Source organism: Nocardia shimofusensis NBRC 100134 (assembly GCF_001613125.1).
In the GTDB taxonomy this organism is placed as follows: Bacteria; Actinomycetota; Actinomycetes; order Mycobacteriales; family Mycobacteriaceae; genus Nocardia; species Nocardia shimofusensis.
Map to the genome: position 1 here is coordinate 1 of NZ_BDBT01000037.1, position 17,573 is coordinate 17,573.

A 17,573-nucleotide genomic window follows, 5' to 3' on the forward strand; every position below is an offset into this window, starting at 1 on the left:
AAGCTCGAGTGCGCTCGAGGTCAACGCCGTCGCCGTCGGCGGGACAGTGACACCAGCTAAGGCCACCACATCGGGTGGTCGGGCGGAGATCACGACGCCGATCACGAGCCACGACCGAGAGGGCGTGGCGGCAACTGGTCAGGAATCGAGAAGCACCGGGTATCGACCGGCGCATAACGTCATCGGTATGAACATCATCGCAGATCAGGCCACTGTCGAGTCCGTCATTCTGGAGGTCGGCGACCCCGCCGCCGCGCGGGCCTTCTACGACGCCGCGTTCGGTCTGGGCGACAAGGTGCGTGTGCGCGCCACCGACGCGCCGACGACCGGCTTCCGGGGTTTCGTCCTCTCCTTGGTGGTGTCGCAGCCGAGCACCGTAGACAGTCTCGTCGGCACCGCCGTCTCGGCGGGCGCGACGACGCTCAAGCCCGCCAAGAAGAGTTTCTGGGGTTACAGCGCCGTCGTCCAGGCTCCCGACGGCGCCGTCTGGAAGATCGCGACATCGGAGAAGAAGGACACCGGTCCGGCGACGCGCGAGGTCGACAACTTCGTCGTGCTGCTCGGCGTCGACAATGTGAAGGCGACCAAGCAGTTCTACGTCGAGCACGGACTGACGGTGGCGAAGAGCTTCGGCAGCAAGTACGTCGAGTTCGCCTCCGCGCCGTCGTCGATCACGCTCGCGCTCTACGGACGGCGCGCGGCGGCCAAGGAGGCCGGGCTGTCGCCGGAGGGCACCGGATCGCATCGGTTGGTTTTCGGTGGCACCGTGGGATCCTTCACCGATCCGGACGGCTACGCGTGGGAGGACGTCCGGTCGTGAGCAGAACGCCCGCACCCGGACCGCGGGCGATCGTAGACTCGCGTCGCGGCAGTCGCGGCAGTCGCTGCAGTCGCGGCAGTCGCTGCAGTCGCGGCAGTCGCGGCAGTCGCGGCAGTCGCGGCAGTCGCGGCAGTCGCGGTTCGGCGCGTGAGGTCAGCGGCCGCGCCAGACCGGCGAACGCCTCTCCAGGAACGCCCGCGTGCCTTCGCTCGCGTCCGTGCTTGTGAAGACCGCACGCTGCCAATACTCCAGCCGCCCAAGCGCTTTCACCGAGTCGGTGACCGCCAGGCGCACCAGTTCTTTACAGGCCGCCAGTCCGAGCGGGGCGTTTTCTGCGATGCGCAGCGCGTAGTCCAGCGCCGTGTCGAACACCTTCTCGGCAGGCGCCACGGCGTTGACCAGTCCCAGTTCGTAGCCGCGCGTGGCGGTGATCGGCGAGCCGGTGAGCGTCAACTCGAGGGCGATGTTCATCGGGATGCGGGTGCCGAGGGCGGTGCCGCTCCCGCCGGGGAACAGTCCGCGACGGACCTCCGGGAATGCGAAGGTGGCAGTGTCGGCGGCGACGAGGATGTCACCGCCGAGCAGCAGTTCGAAGCCGCCGCCGAGAGCGGGTCCGTTGGCCGCGGCGACGACGGGGATCCGGAGTTCCCCGCGGGACAGGCGCAGGTAGGCGGCGGCCGCCGGGTGGTCTTCGTCGAAGGGCTCACCGGATGTGAAGGCACGCAGATCCATTCCGGAACTGAACGCCTGGTCGCCTGCGCCGGTGAGCAGCAGTGCCCGGATTCCGGGATCGGCTTCGGCGGCCACGGCGGCGGCGCCGATCCCGTGGATCATCGGCACGGTGAGCGCGTTGCGCGCTCGCGGGCGGTTGAGCACGACGATGCTCACCGCCTCGTGCCTGCGGATGAGCAGGTCCGGTTCGCCGGTCATCGGCATCCGATCACCGGGCCGAGGCGGAGCGCCCGCGCGGCACCTGGTTGAACGGCACGTCCTTGTCGTTCGCGTGCTCGCGCGGCATGCCGAGCACCCGTTCGCTGATGACATTGCGCGCCATCTCGGTGCTGCCGCCCGCCAGGCTCCATGCCGCGCGGAACAGGTAGTCGGTGCCGATCTCGGCGGTGTCGACGGCGTCGCCGGGGTGATGGGTCGCGGCGGTCGAGCCGGCGATGCGCACCGCCATATCGGTCTGCAGCCAGGCGTTCTCGGCGGTGAACAGGCGGGTGATCGCACCGGCGGACGGGGGTAACGCGCCCTGGCCGATGGCGGCGGAGACATGGGCGATGAGCTGGTCGCGGACCACGTTCATGGCCCTGGCCTCGCCGATGTCCTCGCGGGTGCGGGGGTCCTGCCAATGCCCGCCCGCTCGGGCCAAGGTCATCAGTCGGTCGACTTCGCCGCCCAGGTGGGGGCGGGCGCCACTGGTGAACGGCGAGGTCCCGCCGAGTGCGGCGCGTTCGTGGAACAGCAAGCGGGAGGCGGCTTCCCAGCCGCCGTCCACCGCGCCGACGACGGCCTCCGCGGACAGGGCGACATCGTCGAAGAACTCTTGGCAGAACTCGGTGGAGCCGGTGACCTGTTTGATCCGCTGGACCGTGACGCCCTCGGCATGCACGGGAACCAGGAACAGGGTCAGACCGCGATGCTTGGGCACGTCCCAGTTCGTCCTGGCCAGGCACAGGCCGTAGTCGGCGGCGTACGCGCCGGAGCTCCAGATCTTGGAGCCGTTGAGAATCCAGCGGTCGCCGTCGCGTTCGGCGCGGGTGGTGAGACCGGCCAGGTCGGAGCCGCCGTTGGGTTCGGAGAGGAACTGCACCATGATGTGCGCGCCGCGCAGCACTTCGGGCAGGTGGGCGAGCTTCTGTTCCTCGGTGCCGATGTCGAGCAGGGTCGCCGCGCAGATCGCCAAGGTGGGGACGTTGAGGATCACCGGCATCTCGTAGGGCAGGGATTCCTCGGTGAAGGCGGCCTGATGGGCAGGCGTGAGGCCGAGGCCGCCGTAGGTTTTCGGAAAGCAGATCCCGGCGAAACCGCCGTCGTGCAGAATACGCTGCAGATGGCGGGCACGGTCCCAGGCTTCTTCGGTGTCGGTTCTGCCCGCGTCGGCGGGGGCGGGCGGGAGGTTCTCGCGGAGCCAGATCCGGGCGCGGGCGCGGAACTCTTCGACGGGCTCGAGGGCGGTGGTCATGGGGGTTGTCCTCCGGGGTGTCGGACGCAGGTCAAGCGGCGGCGCGGTCGATGAGGTCGGTGATGTGACGGCGGTGCTCCTCGGGGGTGCCGTACAGCGCGCGGCCGAGGGTGACCCGGCGCAGAAACAGGTGCAGGTCGTGTTCCCAGGTGACGCCGATGCCGCCGTGCAACTGCACGCAGTCCTGCACGATCACCGGAGTCTTCGCGCCCACATAGGATTTCGCGATGCTCACCGCCTCGGCGGCGCCCGGGGCGGCGGCGTCGATCAGCTCGGCCGCGGCGTAGGTGGTGGCGCGGGAGGCTTCCAGCCAGGTCTTGTTGTCGGCCATCCGGTGCTTGAGGGCCTGATAGGAGGCGAGGGGGCGGCCGAAGGTATAGCGGTCGAGCAGCCAGGCGAGGGTGGCGGTGAGGGCGCGATCGGTGGCGCCGACGCTCTCGGCGGCAGTGAGGACGGCGGCGGTGCGCAGCTGCGTCCGGACGGCGGCCGCCGCCTCGTCGCCGACGTGCACGACGGCGTCTTCGGGCAGCAGGACGTCGTCGAAGCTCACCTGGCCGGTGCGGCGGACGAGATCGAGGGTCCAGCCGGGGGAGACGGTGACCCCGGCGGCGTCGGCGGGGACGAGCAGCTGGACGGGGCCCTCCGCGCCGAGCGCGCTGACCAGAAAGAGATCGGCCTGACCGGCGGCTTCGACGCGATCCTTCACGCCGGTGAGCCGGTAGCCGCCGGGGTGGGGTGCGGCGATGGTTCCGGTCAGCGGCACGTCGGCGGCCGAGCCGCAACCGGTGAGAACGTCGAGTCCCCGCCCCGGTTCGTAGAGCGCCCAGGAGACGATGGCTTCGCCGGACACGATCGCGCCGATGGTCTCCGCGCACCGGTCGGCCGCCGAGGCCAGCCCGGACAGGGCCGCGCTCGTGGTGATGAACGGGCCGGGGGAGCAGGCGGCGCCGAGCTGCTCGGCGACCAGCGTGAGATCGGTCAGCGGGTGGCCGGAAACGCTGCCGCCGCCGAGGGCCTCCGGCGCGAGCGGTGCGGTCCAGCCGAGTTCGGCGGCCCGGCGCCACCACGCGGGATCGAAACCGGCCTCGGTGTCGGCGAGCGCGCGGACGTTCTCGACAGGGACTGTCCCGGCGAGGAACTCGCGGGTGGTGTCGCGGAACAACCGCTGCTCGGAAGTGAGATCGAGGGTCATGGAACAGCCTTCCGGAGTTGACGCGCGGGCGGCGGTGTGGAAATCTCATACTCACAGATGAGAGTCATATTCTCAACTATGAAAGTCTACCGGCCAGAAACCGATAGCCGGGCCGGTGAGCCGGAGAATGTCGAAGGGACCCTCGAGTGGCGAACAACTTTCAGGATCTGGACTTCTTCCTCGGGCAGGAGCTGGTCGCCGATCCATATCCGTACTTCGACTCGTTGCGTGAACAGTGCCCGGTGCAGCGGGAGAACCATCACGACGTAGTGATGGTGACCGGGTACGAGGAAGCCCTCGAGGTCTACAACGACGTCGAGCGGTTCTCCTCGTGCATCTCGGTGACCGGGCCGTTCCCCGGCTTCCCGGTCCCGCTGGCCGGCGTCGACAATGTCGACGAGCTCATCGCCGAGCATCGCGACAAACTGCCGATGAGCGATCAGTTGCCCACCCTCGACCCGCCGACCCACACCGCGCACCGCGCCCTGCTCATGCGACTGATCACCCCGAAGCGGCTCAAGGAGAACGAAGAGGCGATGTGGTCGATCGCCGACCGCGTCCTCGACGACTACCTCGCCGCGGGCAAGGGCGATCTGGTCCGCGACTTCGCCGGACCCTTCACCCTCTACGTGATCGCCGACCTGCTCGGCGTGCCGCCGGAGGACCAGGAGGAGTTCCTGCACGCCCTGCAGCGTGAGCACCGCGCGAACAGCAGCGTGGGCAGCACCGAGGGTGAAGACATGCAGCACAACCCGATCGAATTCCTCTACGGCAAGTTCTCCCGCTACATCGAGGAGCGCCGCCGCGAGCCGCGCGAGGACGTGCTGACCAGCATGGCGGTCGCGACCTTCCCCGACGGTTCGGAGCCGGAGGTGCTCGACGTGGTCCGGGTGGCGGCCAACCTGTTCTCCGCCGGCCAGGAGACCACCGTGCGGCTGCTCGGCTCGGCCTTCCGCAAGCTCGCCGAGGACCCCGAACTGCAGGCCTACCTGCGGGCGGACACCAGCCGGATCCAGAACTTCATCGAGGAGTCGCTGCGCGCGGAAAGCCCGGTGAAGGGAGACTTCCGGTTGGCGAAGGTGGACACCACCGTCGGCGGGGTGCCGGTGGCGCAGGGCAGCGTCCTCATGGTCGTCAACGGCGCCGCCAATCGCGATCCGCGCCGCTTCACCGAGCCATCCGAATTCGACGCGGCGCGCTCGAATGCCCGCTCGCACATCTCGTTCGGCCGCGGCCCGCACACCTGCCCCGGTGCGCCGCTGGCACGGGCCGAAGCCCGCGTCGCCCTCGAACGCTTGCTGGCCCGTACCAGCGACATCCGTATCGACGAGTCGGTGCACGGTCCCGCCGACGCTCGCGACTTCACTTATCTGCCCACGTTCATCCTGCGCGGGCTGACCAAGCTGCACCTGGAATTCGATGTGGTAGAGGAGGCGGGCGCATGAAGGTGACCGTGGACGCGGATCGGTGCCGGGGGCACGGGGTGTGCGTCACCCTGTGCCCGCAGGTCTTCGACATCAACGACGATGGGTATGCCGAGGTGCTCGTGGGGGAGGTTCCCGAGCAGTTGGAGAAGGTGGTGGACGAGGCGATCGGGGCGTGCCCGGAGCGGGCGATCGAAGTGAAGTGAGTCGGATCGATCCACACACTCGGCTGCTCCGGGAATCGGCGGATTCGGGGGAGCTGGGCGCTCTCGCGTTGCTGGAAGCCGGCTACCTGCACAGTCTCTCGCCCCAGGACACCGCCGAGCTCATCGGCGATCCGGCGCACTGGCGTGGCCGCATCGCGCCGACCGCCTACTGCACGCACACCGTCTCGCCGCTGCCGGCCCTCGGCGGCGCGTGGCCGGTGGAGGTCAGCGCCTTCCCGGTCGGTTCCGGCGCCGACCGTGCGGCCGCCGTGGTGCTGGCGATCCGGCTCTCCGACGGCGCCCTCGCCCTGACCCGCCACGGCTTCCTCACCGGCGAGACCGGCAGCCACTGGAGCTGGATCTCTGTGCGCGGCGCCCACGGCATGGCCGAATCACTCCGTGCCGCAGGCGAACAGGCGTGGTCGGTGCGGGTGCGCAAGGAAGGGTGGGCCCAGGCGGACGGGCGGACGTCCGAGGAGATCCGGGTGCCGTCTGCTTACCTCGTTGACGACGAACCGATCGATCGGATGGCCGAGGGAACGGTCGCGGTGCTCGAAGGATTCCGCGCCACCGTGGAACGTGGCGCACCCCCGCTTGTTCCTGTGCGTCCCGCCGTCGCCGCGTCACTGGTCGGCGTGGCGGGTGCGGAATCGCTCGCCCGTGGTTGCGCACCCGTTCCCGTGCCGGACGTGTCCGCTCAGCCGGAGCCGGTCGTGGTGGCCGTGTGCGCTCCCGCGTCGATGGCGGCATCGAGCAGACCCAGGTCCACCCCGAGCTCGGCGGCGAGGGCGCGCGCCACAGCGATGTCCTTGCGGACGAATTCGCCTACCGAGGAGTGGAACTCGGCGACCGACCCCTTGGCGGCGATACCGGCCACGGCTCGTCCGCCACCGCTGGTGTGCGGAAGCGCCGACAACAACGCGTCTTCGGTGACCCCGAGCGCCCCGGCGAGTCGCACGGCCTCGGCGACCAAGCCGATCTGGGCGGTGAACAGGGCGTTGTTGACGAGTTTGACGCGCTGGCCGGAGCCGAGTGGGCCGACGTGGACCAGCGGGTCGCCGTAGGCCGACACGACGGGCCTGGCGAGGGCGACGGCGTGGTCGTCGCCGCCGATCATGACCGTGAGCTCACCTGCGGCGATATTGTGCGGGCCGCCGCTGACGGGTGCGTCGACGATGTGGACCCCGGGGGGTGCGGCGTCGGCGAGGGCGGTCGCGGTACCCGGGCTACCGGTGGTGTGCACGATCAGTACCGCCCCGGATTTCAAGGTGCTCAGCAGCGGGCCGTCGAGGCAGACTTCGCGAACCTGGTCGTCGGTGAAGACACAGACAACGACGGCTTCGGCCTGCCGGGCGACGGTGGCGAGGTCGTCGACGGGGGTCGCGCCGAGGTCGGCGAGGGCCGCGCGGGTCTGCCCGGAGCGGGCGAGGACATCGACGTCGTGGCCCGCCGAGAGCAGTCGGGCGACCATGGGCCGGCCCATCCGGCCCGCGCCGACGAAACCGATACGCATAACTGCTCCTTCGGACGAACGGGCCCGGCCGAGACTGCGACGGGGAGCCGGCGCGTCGGCCCGGACCGGCTCAGCGGGGGTGGTTCATCATGGCGAGGGTGGCGTCGGCGGTGCGCAGCACGACGCCGGGGTCGGTGCCCGCCTTCTCGGCGAGTTCGGCGATCAGGCCGACGTCTTTGCGCAGCAGGGTGCCCGCGTGGGCGGCCAGGCGGTCGAGAGTGCCACCGCCGGAGACCACGCGGCCGAGGGCGAAGCTGTTCGCGGTGCCGTGGCTGATGACCTCACCGAGGCGGTCCGGGCCGATGCCGAGCTGCTCGCCGAGGGCGAGGGTGGCTCGGGAGGTGGCGAGGTTCGCGGTGAACAGCAGGTTGTTCAGCAGCTTGGCGGTCTGGCCCGCGCCGACGTCGCCGAGATGGACGACGGGGTCGGCGTAGCTGTCGAAGACCGGGCGGGCCCGCTCGACCGCTTCGGCGGGACCACCGACCATGACCAGCAGTGTGCCTGCCGCGGCACCCATGCCGCCGCCGCTGACCGGGGCGTCGATGAGCGTGCTGCCCTGGGCCGCGGTGGTTTCCGCGAGTTCGCGGCAGGTGTCGGGGTGCACGGTGGCGTGCACGGCGACGATCGAGCCCGGCGCGAGCCCGGCGAGCACGCCCTCGGGGCCGGACAGGACCTGGCGCACGTCGTCGTCGCCGACCACGCAGAGGCAGACCAGATCGGATCGGGCGGCCAGTTCGGCGGGGGTTTCGGCGAAGTCCGCGCCGGTCCCGGCGAAAGGCTCGAGACTCGCGGGGCGTCGAGCCCACAGAGTGGTCGGGTGACCGGCCTCGATGATGCGCCGCGCCATGGGCCCGCCCTGGCTGCCCAATCCGATGAATCCGACGCGCATCACGACACCTCTCCGGCCTTTTCCGGGGCGGGGGCGGGGGCGGGCTGGGGCCGGTAGAAGGCCGCGAGCAGCGCCGCGGTGCCCAGCACGCCGACGCCGAGGGCGATCGCACCGCCCGCCCAGCTGTCGATCACGATGCCCGCGGCGTGATCCACGGAGAGTTCGCCGGGGCCGGTGAGGCCGAGCGCGAGGCAGGCCACGGCCAGCGTCAGAACGTATTCGTAACCCTCACGGAAGACGAAGAATCCGTTCTTGCGATGTGCGAGGAGGCCGGCCACCAGCATCACCGAGATGATCGCGGCCGCGGCGAAGGGGGTGAGCAGACCCAGGATGAGCAGCGCCCCCGCGCCGATCTCGGTGATCACGCTCAACCACGCCTGCAGGATGCCGTTGCGCAGGCCGAGGCCGGCGAACCAGCGGGCGGTGCCGGGGATCTTGCCGCCGCCGATCCAGTGGTTGACGCCGTGCGCGATCATAATCACGCCGATGACGAGGCGAAGCAGTGCGAGTGCGAGATCAATGGCTTCCATCGTCGGCCCTTCCCGGCCGCGCCACCGCGCTGCCGTCGAATTGTGTCGCCGGACCGGAGAATTCGCCGGTGGCGTCGGCGACCACGCATTCCTCGACGAACGACAGCAGCTTCAGATGGTAGGCAGTCGCGGTGTGTCCCACGCTGATGTTGTGGCCGGTATTGGGCTGGACGTTGAGCACCACCCGCGGCGAGGCGGAGAACAGTGACCCGACCTCGGTGAGTTCGTCCGCGTCGTTGCGCCATACGCGTTCGTGGTCGCCGACGGTGAAACGCACCGGAATCCGCACCTGTCCGGCCAGTCCGGGGAATTCCTGTCCGGCCCAATCCTTCACCGCGACAGCCTCGGTACGGGGGCCGGGCGCGGCGATGCTCGCGCCGCCCACCACCGATTCCGAGTACAGCCGCTTCGGGTGCCACAGCAGTTTGCCGATGCCGTAGGCCGACGGGCGCGGGCCCTTGTCGTCCCACAGCACGTCCTGCGCGACGGGTTGATGCAGCCTGCCGGTGCCGGCGAGTTCCAGTCCCAGGAGTCCGGCGCCACGTTCGTCGGCGGCCATCCGAAGCGCCGATTCGCAACCGGCGGAATGGGCGAGCAGGAAGACGCCCGCACCACGCGGGCGGTCGGCGAGTGTCTGCTCGATCGCCGCGTAGATCAGGTCGATCCGGCGCGGGGCGGGGGCGAGTTCGTCGGCGAACGGAGCCGAGGCGCCGTAGCCGGGACGGTCCAGGGCGAGCACGGTGAAACCGAGTCGTGACGCCGTGCGCATCAGCGACAGCTCCGGGTGGCCGGGGCAGTCGAAATAGGCGGCGCTGGTGGCTCCGCCGTGCAGGGCGACCAGCACGGCGCGCGGGTGCGGTACTTCGGCGAGCAGACCGGAGACCGGGACGCCGTCGACATCGGCGATCACCGGGACCGGGTCGTCGGCGAATCGGGTTCGACCGGCATCGGCCAGATCCGCATCGGTGCGGCCTGTATCGGTGATGCCTGTATCGGTGCGGCCTGTATCGGTGATGCCTGTATCGGAGAGGTCGGAATCGGAGAGTGTCATGGCGAGCCCATCGTGTCGGGACGGTCAGGAAGCGGTGCGCAGCAGCAGTGCGCCGCCCGGGGTGAGACCGCCGCTGGAGACGACCGCGACCCGGGCATCGGCGACCTGCCGCTCACCCGCCGCGCCGCGCAGCTGCGCGACGGCCTCGTGGAGCAGGCCCATGCCGTGCGTGCGGCCGTGGGAGAGCTGCCCGCCGTGGGTGTTGATCGGAATCATTCCGTCGCGGGAGATATTGCGGCCGCCGTCGAGGAAATCCTTGGCCTCGCCGATCTTGCAGAAGCCGAGCGCCTCGATCCAGGACAGGCAGTTGAAGGTGAACCCGTCGTAGAGTTCGGCGACGTCGACGTCCTCGGGGCGCATGGTGGTGCGCGACCACAGGTGCGCGGCGGGGCCGAGAACCTGGGGTTCGTGGGTCAGTGTGCTCTGGTCCCACTCGATGCGCTCGATGATCTGCGTGCCCGCGGCCTCGACGAGGATCGGCGGCCGGGCCAGATCCGCCGCGGCGTCGACGGCGGAGACGATCACCGCGATCGCGCCGTCGCAGGGGACGTCACAGTCGTAGAGCCCGAAGGGAGTGGTGATCGGGCGCGCGTCGAGATAGTCCTGCATGGTCATCGGGTCGCGATAGATCGCGGTCGGATTCGCGGCCGCGTTGGCGCGCTGGTTCAACGCGATCCAGCCGAGCGTCTCGCGGGTGGTGCCGTAGCGGTGGAAGTGCCGTTGCGCGTTCTGGGCCAGGGTGTGTGCGGCCGAGGTCGCGCCGAACGGGTGCATCCAGTTGGTGGTGCGGCCGCCGGAGGGCGTGATGCGCCCGGACTTCGTCATCTCCGCGAACGTCGATTCCCACAGGGTGCGGAAACACAGGACGTGGCGGGCCAATCCGGCCGAGACGGCCAGCATGGCGGCGATGACCGAACCGCCGGGACCGAAGGTCTCGATGCCGCCGTTGTACCAGGTGGGGCGCACGCCGAGGGCCGCTTCGAGTGCGCCGACGCCGCCCTCGCCGAAGCCGCCGAGATTGCCGCCGCCGGGGTAGGACGACAGGCCGTCGATCTCGCTCATCGTCAATCCGGCATCGGCGACAGCGCGTTCGCACGCCTCCACTGTGAGTGCCAACGGCGGAACCATGAGCCTGCGGCCGAGCCGGGACATGCCGATGCCGGTGAGCGCGACATCGTCCTCGAACTTCTTCTGCCGCACCATCGGACGCACGTACTCACCGAAGCGCTCGGGAGCGATCTCGTCGATCGGCAGCGCCGCGGTCTCGGGCTGCTCGGCGGTCGGCCGGAACAGCGGTAGCCAGACGTCGCTTTCCTGCCGGAAGACGACCTCGAGCCGCATTCCCAGCACGAGCGTGCCGGGATCGGCGTCGACGATATTGGTGGTCAACCGGACTCGCGGATCTTCCACCAGCGCCGCCTGCGCGACCACATACGGCGGCGGTAGGCCGGGCAGCGCGAAGCGGTGGTTGACGGTGAAGCCGGCCAGCGTCGCCTCGCCCGAGACCACCCGGACGCCGAGGTCGTGGCCACGGCAGTACCGGCAGATCGGCTGCGGCGGGTGGATCAGCGCATCGCACGAACGGCAGCACTGGACGCGCAACTTTCCGTCGGCACCGGAGGTCCAGAAGAACTCGGTGTCCAGGGACAGCTGCGGCAGCGGCCTGCCGGGCGGTGCCGGGTCCTCGGCACGGGACATCGGGCAACCCCTACTCGGTGATGGTGATGGCGCGTTCGGGGCAGGAGTGCGCGGCCTCACGCGCCTGCTCGCGCTGATCGTCGGGGACATCCTCGCGCACCGGGGTCGAGTGCCCGTCGATATCGCTGAGCTCGAACAACTCGGGGGCGATCATCGCGCACAGGGTGTGACCCTGGCACCGGCTCTGGTCGACATGAACCTTCACATTGGCTCCTCTGCGGGACGGACTTCGGGCGGCGAGGGCCGGGTCAGGTGTTGCGGCCGCCGTTGACGCCGAGGATCTGGCCGGTGATGTAGCCGGCCTCCTCGGAGATCAGGAACGCGCACGCGGCGGCGATGTCCTCGGGCCTGCCGATGCGGCGCACCGGGGTGCGCTGGATGTGGTCCTCGACCGTGCCGCCGAGCTTGCGGGCCTGCTCGGAGCGGCGCAACATCGGGGTGTCGATGAACCCCGGCGGCACCGCGTTGACGGTGATGCCCGACGGGCCGAGCTCCAAGGCAAGCGATTTGGTGAGCCCGTTGACCGCCGACTTGGCCGCCACGTAATGCGACATGAACGGCTGACCGGAGTGCGTGCTCGACGAGGAGATATTGACGATGCGGCCCCACTCCGCGGCCAGCATGTCCGGCAGCACCGCCTGAATGGTGTGGAACACGCCGTCGAGATTGACGTCGATGACCCGTCGCCACTCGGCGTAGTCGATGTTCGCGAAGCGTTTGAAGCCGTCGACTCCGGCGGCGTTGACCAGGACGGTGACCGGGCCGAGCGCGGCGCGTACCGACTCGAGCGCGGCGGCGACCTGGTCGGGGTCGGAGACGTCGGCCTGGAAGGCGAGATCGTCGTCGGCCGGTGGTACGAGATCCACGGTGGCGACGTGGAATCCGTCGCTGCGTAGACGCTGGGCGATGCCGAGTCCGATGCCGGACGCGCCTCCGGTGACCAGTGCGGTTTTCACGGCGGGTGTTCCCCTCTCCGGCCGAAGGCAGCCCGGCCGCGTCGCTCGCAAGAACAATATTTGCGGAATGAGAGAACCGTACTCTCGAACGATTGCAGGATGCAAGAGATGAGGAGGGCGAGGCGGTCGGCGAATCGATGGATTCGGAATTGACGATGCCCGGTACCCTGCGTAAAGGTATCATTCTCCAAAACGGAGAATGTTCTTTCCGAGATGAGGGAGACGGGATGTCGACGCAGGAACAGGCGGCAGCGGTGACACGGCGACTGCTGATCGACGGCAGGAGGGTCGAGACCGGTGACACGCTGGCCTCGCTCAACCCCGCCACCGGCGAGGTGTACGGATACGCGCCGGAAGCCGGTGTCGCCGAGGTCGATTCCGCTGTCGCCGCGGCCCGGCGCGCGTTCGACGCCACGGATTGGCCGCGTGATCACGAACTGCGCGCTCGCTGCCTGCGCCAGCTCTACCAGGCCTTGCGCGATCACGTGGAGGAGCTGCGTGAGCTCACCATCGCCGAGGTCGGCGCGACGCGAATCCTCACCCACGGCAACCAATTGGAGACCCCGTTCGAGATCGTGCGGTACTACGCGGAGTTGCTCGACGGCTACGAGTGGAGCGAGGATCTGGGCCCGGTGGAGATCCGCGGGCAGAAGCATCAGCGGTGGGTGGAGAAGGAAGCCGCGGGCGTGGTCGCGGCGATCTCGGCCTACAACTATCCGCATCAGCTGGCGCTGGCGAAGCTGGCACCGGCGCTGGCGGCCGGCTGCACGGTGGTGCTCAAGGGCGCGCCCGACACCCCGCTGTCGACGCTGGCGCTCGGGGAGATCATCGCCGAGCACACCGATATTCCCGCGGGCGTGGTCAATGTGCTGGCCTCCTCCGACGTGGAGGTCGGCAAGCGGATGACCACCCATCCCGACGTCGACGTCGTGTCGTTCACCGGCTCCACGCCGGTCGGCAAACAGATCATGGCCGCGGCCGGGCAGACACTGAAAAAGGTATTCCTCGAGCTCGGCGGCAAGTCCGCGCTGATCCTGCTCGACGACGCCGACTACCGGACCGCCGCGCAGTTCGCCGCGTTCAGCGTCGTCACCCACGCCGGGCAGGGCTGCGCGCTCACCACCCGGCTGCTGGTGCCGCGCGCCGATCACGACGAGATCGCGCAATTGGTCGCGGCCAACTTCGCGCACGTGTCCTACGGCGATCCGGGCGATCCCAAGACCTACATGGGCCCGCTGATCAGCGAGCGGCAGCGCGACAAGGTCGACGCGCTGGTGCGCCGGGCGGTGGCCGAGGGCGCGACGCTGGTCACCGGTGGCGAGAAGGTCGATCCGGGCTTCTTCTACACCCCGACACTGCTGGCGAATGTCGATCCCGACAGCGAGATCGCGCAGGAAGAGGTCTTCGGGCCGGTGCTGGCGATGATCCCCTACGACGACGTCGACGACGCGGTGCGCATCGCGAACAACTCGATCTACGGCCTCTCCGGCGGGGTGTTCGGCGCCGATGCCGAACGCGCCCGCTCGGTCGCGCGCCGCATCCGCACCGGCACGTTCAGCATCAACGGCGGCAACTACTTCCATCCCGACGCGCCGTTCGGCGGCTACAAGCAGTCCGGCATCGGCCGGGAGATGGGCCGGGCGGGACTCGAGGAGTTCCTGGAGTCCAAGACGCTCGCCGAAGTCGTCGGCTGAGCCGCACCGAAGAGGACAGGAGGCGGCCATGCCGTGCGTGATCTCGATGGGGACCTATCTGCCGTGCTGGGGCAGTGCGCGCAGCCGGGTGCTCGGCGACGACGAGGACGCGGTCACCCTCGCGGTCCAGGCGGGCCGGTCGGCGGTGGCGGCCGGTGAGCCGGTCGAGCGGGTGGTGCTGGTCAGCCGGGATCTGCCGCTGATGGAAAGCAGCAACGCCGCGGTCCTGCTCGCCGGACTGGGGCTGGATCCCGAACTGGAGGTGATCGAACGGCTCGGCGGTGCGCCCGCCGCGCTCGACGCCCTCAGTTCGGCGCGGCCGCGCACCTTGGTGATCGGTGTCGACACCGACCCGGCGGGCGCGGCGGCGGCGTATGTCAGCGAGCACGGTGGGTTGCAGGTGCGGACAGCCGCGCGGGTCACGCGCAGTCTGCCGGTGCGGACTCGCAACGCGGTCGGCGCGGTGCACGACTACGGCGATCCACGGCTGCTGCGCGAACGCGGACTGGTCGCCTCGCTGTCGGCGGCCTGGGTGGACACCCCGGTCGCGGTGGCGGGAGTGGACATGAAACAGGCGGCCGGCTTGTGTCGCGACGATCCGCCGCGGCTGCCCACGCTGGGGGCGAGCGCGGGACTGTTCGCGCTGGCGGCGATGTCGGATTGGGGCGCGGCGGGGCTGCTGGTGGGTGTGGAACAGGCGAACCTGTCCGGAATCTCGGTGGCGCCGGGACCGGTCGACGTGCGTCGCGTCGAACCGCCCGCGCGTCCGCTGCCCGAGGGCGATTTCCTGCCCGCCGCCGATCTGCCGATCTCGCTGGCCGCCTACGACCGCGCCTTCGAGGCCAAGGTCCGCTGGGAGGCGGGCAGGCATGAAGGCCACGAGGAACTGGACTTCCCGCCGCGCTATCGCCTCGCCGAGGACGGCACGCTGAGCACCGGCTACACGCTGGTGCCGCTGCCGCGCACCGGCACCGTGTACACGACGACGACGGTGCGAATCCCGGTGCCCGGCTTGCAGACTCCCTATTCGCTGGTGCTCGTCGAACTCGACGATGTCGGTGTGCGGGCGCTGGCGCGCGTCACCGGCGCCGATCCGGGGACGGTGGGCATCGGCGACCGGGGCCGGATGGTGTTGCGAAGGGTGGCGGTGCGCTCCGGGGTGCCCGACTACGGATACGCGTTCGAACCGGAGACGGAGGCATCATGAGACGTGTGGCAGTCGTCGGCGCGGGGATGACCCCGTTCGCCGAGCATTTCGCCCTGGGGATCAAGGATCTGCTGCCGATGGCGTTCGCCGACTGCGCGGCCTCGGTGGACAAAGGCTTCCGGCTCGCCGATCTGGAAGCCGCCTGGTTCGGCGCGATGGGGACCACCGACGGCTTCCCGGCCGGGGTGCTCGCCGACGCCCTCGGCCTGCCCGAGTTGCCGGTGACCCATATCGAGAACTCCTGTGCGACAGGGAACGACGCGGTGCGCAACGCGCTGTTCGCCATCGCTTCGGGCGCGGTCGACGTGGCCCTGGTGATCGGCGCGGACAAGCTGCGCGAGACCGCGCAGCGCGATCTGCTGGGGGAGTGGGAGTCGCTGAACCGCGACAAGACCTGGGACGTACAGCTGGGGATGTTCGCGCCCGCCGGCTTCGCCCTGCACGTCAACCGCTACCTCTACGAATCCCATGCCACCCGTGAGCATCTCGCGATGGTGGCGGTGAAGAACCATCGGCACGGGGCGCGCAACCCCAAGGCCAGGCTGCGGTTCGAGATCACCCTGGAGCAGGCCGTGTCCGCGCCCGTGGTGGCCGACCCGTTCGGGGTCTACGACTGCGTGCCGCAGAGCGACGGGGCGGCGGCGCTGATCCTGGTGGCCGAGGATGTGGTGGATCGCTACACCGATCGGCCGGTGTGGGTTCGCGGCGTCGGTCTGGGTCTGGATTCGGTCATGTACCAGCACAAGCGGGACATGACGAGTTTTCCCGCGACCGTGCGCGCCGCTCGGCGCGCGTTCGGCATGGCGGGCCTGCGGCCCTCGGACATCGACGTCGCCGAGGTGCACGACTTCTTCACCGGCATCGAGCTGATGAGTTACGAGGATCTGGGCTTCGCCGACAGATTCGAAGCCCGCAAACTGGTCGAGACCGGGGCGACGTCGGTGGGCGGCGCGCTGCCGGTGAACCCGAGCGGCGGACTCAAGAGCAAGGGGCATCCGCCGGGGGCGACCGGGGTGGCGCAGTGCGTGGAACTGTTCGAGCAGTTGCGCGGGCACGCGTGCAACCAGGTGGACGGCGCCCGGGTCGGCCTGGCGCACAATCTCGGTGGGCCGACGGCGGTGGCCGCTGTGACGATTCTGGAAGGCCCGGGACGATGACGCGAGCGAGAATGCCGGTCTGCGCGGGCGAACAGCGCAGAGTGGCCCTGGTGACGGGGGCGGCGCGGGGCATCGGGGCGGCGACGGTACTCGGTCTCGCCTCGCGCGGCTGGTCGGTACTCGCGGTCGACTGCGTCGCCGACGAGCCGGTACTGCGCTACCCGATGGCCAGCCCCGCCGACCTCACCGAAGTCGCCGCGCGCGCGGGCGGACTGGTGAATCGGCGTGGCGCGGTCAGGTCCTTCATCGCCGACGTGCGCGACGCGGACGTGGTGCGCGAAGCGGTGGAGTTCGCTGTCGATACCTGGGGCGGGCTCGACGCCGCCGTGTCGGCGGCCGGGGTCATCGCGGGTGGGATGCCGTTGTGGGAGATGCCGGCCGAACAGGAACGCGCCGTCTTGGATATCTGCCTGGGCGGCGTCTCGAATCTCGCCCGTGCCGCGATTCCCGCCCTGCTCGCGCGCCCGGCCCCTCGGTCGGGCCGCTTCCTGGCCGTGTCTTCCGCCGCGGCCACCGAGGGCGTGCCCATGCTGGCCGCCTATTGCGCGGCCAACGCGGGCATCGTCGGCATGGTGCGGGCGCTGGCCGCCGAACTCGGCGGCACCGGCGTCACGGCGAACGCGGTCGGCCCGGGCGCCACCGCGACCACCATCCTCACCGAAAGTGCCCGCCTCTACCGGGAATCCGGCGGTGACCGTCGCGGGTTGCCGCGCGCGGGCCGAGTGCTCGACCCCGCCGAGGTCGCGTCGGTGCTGGCCTTCCTCGCCGGGCCCGACAGCGGCGCCGTCACCGGCAGCGTGATCGCCGCGGACGGCGGGCCCGGCTCTCCGCTGCGCAGTACGGCCATGGGGTTCGGCTCCGGCGTAGGCGTTTCCGCGTAGACGGCGGGGCTGTTGTCGAACATATGACGTCGAACATATGAGCTCGAACATATGAGCTCGAACATATGACGCGGAGGCTCGCGGTCCCGGTGCGCGGGGTGACAGTGACTTCGGCGGCCTCGGCGTGCTCGCAGTCCGCGAGATGCTCGCTTGTGTGGCAGAAGACCGTG

Annotated in this window: 16 protein-coding genes and 1 pseudogene; 7 read left to right on the forward strand and 10 right to left on the reverse strand. The window is 70.0% G+C overall.

Annotated elements, in window-relative coordinates; genetic code table 11:
• Nucleotides 1-187 precede the first annotated feature (187 nt).
• Complete coding sequence (locus NS3_RS25720; protein WP_067864858.1) at nt 188-820, forward strand: VOC family protein; 633 nt, start codon at nt 188-190, stop codon at nt 818-820.
• A gap of 153 nt (nt 821-973) precedes the next feature.
• Here the strand turns inward: NS3_RS25720 and NS3_RS25725 are convergent, their stop codons facing one another.
• Genes NS3_RS25725 through NS3_RS25735 form a run of 3 tightly spaced genes read right to left on the reverse strand, consistent with a single transcriptional unit; the run spans nt 974 to nt 4,197 of the window.
• Complete coding sequence (locus tag NS3_RS25725; protein WP_067864861.1) at nt 974-1,750, reverse strand: enoyl-CoA hydratase-related protein; 777 nt, start codon at nt 1,748-1,750, stop codon at nt 974-976.
• A 10-nt stretch (nt 1,751-1,760) separates the two neighbouring features.
• Nucleotides 1,761-3,005, reverse strand: coding sequence for an acyl-CoA dehydrogenase family protein (locus tag NS3_RS25730; RefSeq protein WP_067864864.1), 1,245 nt, complete (start codon nt 3,003-3,005; stop codon nt 1,761-1,763).
• A gap of 31 nt (nt 3,006-3,036) precedes the next feature.
• Nucleotides 3,037-4,197, reverse strand: a complete 1,161-nt coding sequence (locus NS3_RS25735) for an acyl-CoA dehydrogenase family protein (RefSeq protein WP_067864867.1) — start codon at nt 4,195-4,197, stop codon at nt 3,037-3,039.
• A 146-nt stretch (nt 4,198-4,343) separates the two neighbouring features.
• Here NS3_RS25735 and NS3_RS25740 point away from each other — a divergent pair, with 146 nt between their 5' ends.
• Together NS3_RS25740 and NS3_RS25745 are read left to right on the forward strand one after the other, a co-directional pair.
• On the forward strand, nt 4,344-5,642 hold the full coding sequence (locus tag NS3_RS25740; protein ID WP_067864870.1) for a cytochrome P450: 1,299 nt from the start codon (nt 4,344-4,346) through the stop codon (nt 5,640-5,642).
• Nucleotides 5,639-5,827 (forward strand): ferredoxin, encoded by a 189-nt coding sequence (locus tag NS3_RS25745; protein ID WP_067864872.1) that lies wholly within the window; start codon nt 5,639-5,641, stop codon nt 5,825-5,827. Before NS3_RS25740 ends, NS3_RS25745 begins: the two co-directional genes overlap by 4 nt.
• Before the next feature lie 697 nt (nt 5,828-6,524).
• Here the strand turns inward: NS3_RS25745 and NS3_RS25755 are convergent.
• The 7 genes and pseudogenes from NS3_RS25755 to NS3_RS25785 form a co-directional block, all read right to left on the reverse strand.
• A pseudogene (locus NS3_RS25755) lies at nt 6,525-7,343 on the reverse strand (NAD(P)-dependent oxidoreductase); the annotation flags it as partial.
• 67 nt (nt 7,344-7,410) lie between these two features.
• Nucleotides 7,411-8,229 carry an NAD(P)-dependent oxidoreductase gene (locus tag NS3_RS25760; RefSeq protein ID WP_067864879.1) on the reverse strand — a complete coding sequence of 273 codons (819 nt, stop codon included), beginning with the start codon at nt 8,227-8,229 and terminating at the stop codon, nt 7,411-7,413.
• On the reverse strand, nt 8,229-8,759 hold the full coding sequence (locus NS3_RS25765; RefSeq protein WP_067864882.1) for a DoxX family protein: 531 nt from the start codon (nt 8,757-8,759) through the stop codon (nt 8,229-8,231). The genes NS3_RS25760 and NS3_RS25765 overlap by 1 nt, the downstream gene beginning before the upstream one ends.
• On the reverse strand, nt 8,746-9,810 hold the full coding sequence (locus NS3_RS25770) for an alpha/beta hydrolase (RefSeq protein WP_084495922.1): 1,065 nt from the start codon (nt 9,808-9,810) through the stop codon (nt 8,746-8,748). Before NS3_RS25770 ends, NS3_RS25765 begins: the two co-directional genes overlap by 14 nt.
• A gap of 24 nt (nt 9,811-9,834) precedes the next feature.
• The gene (locus NS3_RS25775; RefSeq protein WP_067864884.1) at nt 9,835-11,508 is read right to left on the reverse strand and encodes a thiolase C-terminal domain-containing protein; all 1,674 of its coding nucleotides are present in this window, start codon (nt 11,506-11,508) and stop codon (nt 9,835-9,837) included.
• Between the two features lie 10 nt (nt 11,509-11,518).
• On the reverse strand, nt 11,519-11,713 hold the full coding sequence (locus NS3_RS25780) for a ferredoxin (RefSeq protein ID WP_067864887.1): 195 nt from the start codon (nt 11,711-11,713) through the stop codon (nt 11,519-11,521).
• A gap of 43 nt (nt 11,714-11,756) precedes the next feature.
• Complete coding sequence (locus tag NS3_RS25785; protein ID WP_067864890.1) at nt 11,757-12,464, reverse strand: SDR family NAD(P)-dependent oxidoreductase; 708 nt, start codon at nt 12,462-12,464, stop codon at nt 11,757-11,759.
• Between the two features lie 227 nt (nt 12,465-12,691).
• On the opposite strand from NS3_RS25785, the gene NS3_RS25790 reads away from it, so the two are divergent.
• From NS3_RS25790 to NS3_RS25805, 4 genes are read left to right on the forward strand one after another with little or no spacing between them, the layout of a single operon-like run.
• The gene (locus NS3_RS25790) at nt 12,692-14,158 is read left to right on the forward strand and encodes an aldehyde dehydrogenase family protein (RefSeq protein WP_067864893.1); all 1,467 of its coding nucleotides are present in this window, start codon (nt 12,692-12,694) and stop codon (nt 14,156-14,158) included.
• Between the two features lie 28 nt (nt 14,159-14,186).
• Nucleotides 14,187-15,365 (forward strand): OB-fold domain-containing protein, encoded by a 1,179-nt coding sequence (locus tag NS3_RS25795; protein WP_067864896.1) that lies wholly within the window; start codon nt 14,187-14,189, stop codon nt 15,363-15,365.
• Nucleotides 15,362-16,522, forward strand: a complete 1,161-nt coding sequence (locus tag NS3_RS25800; RefSeq protein WP_067864897.1) for a thiolase C-terminal domain-containing protein — start codon at nt 15,362-15,364, stop codon at nt 16,520-16,522. The genes NS3_RS25795 and NS3_RS25800 overlap by 4 nt, the downstream gene beginning before the upstream one ends.
• Nucleotides 16,519-17,403: a mycofactocin-coupled SDR family oxidoreductase gene (locus NS3_RS25805; RefSeq protein WP_084495923.1), complete on the forward strand. Its 885-nt coding sequence runs from the start codon at nt 16,519-16,521 to the stop codon at nt 17,401-17,403. Before NS3_RS25800 ends, NS3_RS25805 begins: the two co-directional genes overlap by 4 nt.
• The last annotated feature ends 170 nt before the right edge of the window (nt 17,404-17,573 follow it).

Excerpts from the sequence above, each read along its gene's own strand:
- NS3_RS25720 (WP_067864858.1), top strand. The coding sequence starts at position 188 with ATGAACATCATCGCAGATCAGGCCACTGTCGAGTCCGTCATTCTGGAG.
- NS3_RS25725 (WP_067864861.1), bottom strand. The coding sequence starts at position 1,750 with ATGACCGGCGAACCGGACCTGCTCATCCGCAGGCACGAGGCGGTGAGC.
- NS3_RS25730 (WP_067864864.1), bottom strand. The coding sequence starts at position 3,005 with ATGACCACCGCCCTCGAGCCCGTCGAAGAGTTCCGCGCCCGCGCCCGG.
- NS3_RS25735 (WP_067864867.1), bottom strand. The coding sequence starts at position 4,197 with ATGACCCTCGATCTCACTTCCGAGCAGCGGTTGTTCCGCGACACCACC.
- NS3_RS25745 (WP_067864872.1), top strand. The coding sequence starts at position 5,639 with ATGAAGGTGACCGTGGACGCGGATCGGTGCCGGGGGCACGGGGTGTGC.
- NS3_RS25760 (WP_067864879.1), bottom strand. The coding sequence starts at position 8,229 with ATGCGCGTCGGATTCATCGGATTGGGCAGCCAGGGCGGGCCCATGGCG.
- NS3_RS25765 (WP_067864882.1), bottom strand. The coding sequence starts at position 8,759 with ATGGAAGCCATTGATCTCGCACTCGCACTGCTTCGCCTCGTCATCGGC.
- NS3_RS25770 (WP_084495922.1), bottom strand. The coding sequence starts at position 9,810 with ATGACACTCTCCGATTCCGACCTCTCCGATACAGGCATCACCGATACA.
- NS3_RS25775 (WP_067864884.1), bottom strand. The coding sequence starts at position 11,508 with ATGTCCCGTGCCGAGGACCCGGCACCGCCCGGCAGGCCGCTGCCGCAG.
- NS3_RS25790 (WP_067864893.1), top strand. The coding sequence starts at position 12,692 with ATGTCGACGCAGGAACAGGCGGCAGCGGTGACACGGCGACTGCTGATC.
- NS3_RS25795 (WP_067864896.1), top strand. The coding sequence starts at position 14,187 with ATGCCGTGCGTGATCTCGATGGGGACCTATCTGCCGTGCTGGGGCAGT.
- NS3_RS25800 (WP_067864897.1), top strand. The coding sequence starts at position 15,362 with ATGAGACGTGTGGCAGTCGTCGGCGCGGGGATGACCCCGTTCGCCGAG.
- NS3_RS25805 (WP_084495923.1), top strand. The coding sequence starts at position 16,519 with ATGACGCGAGCGAGAATGCCGGTCTGCGCGGGCGAACAGCGCAGAGTG.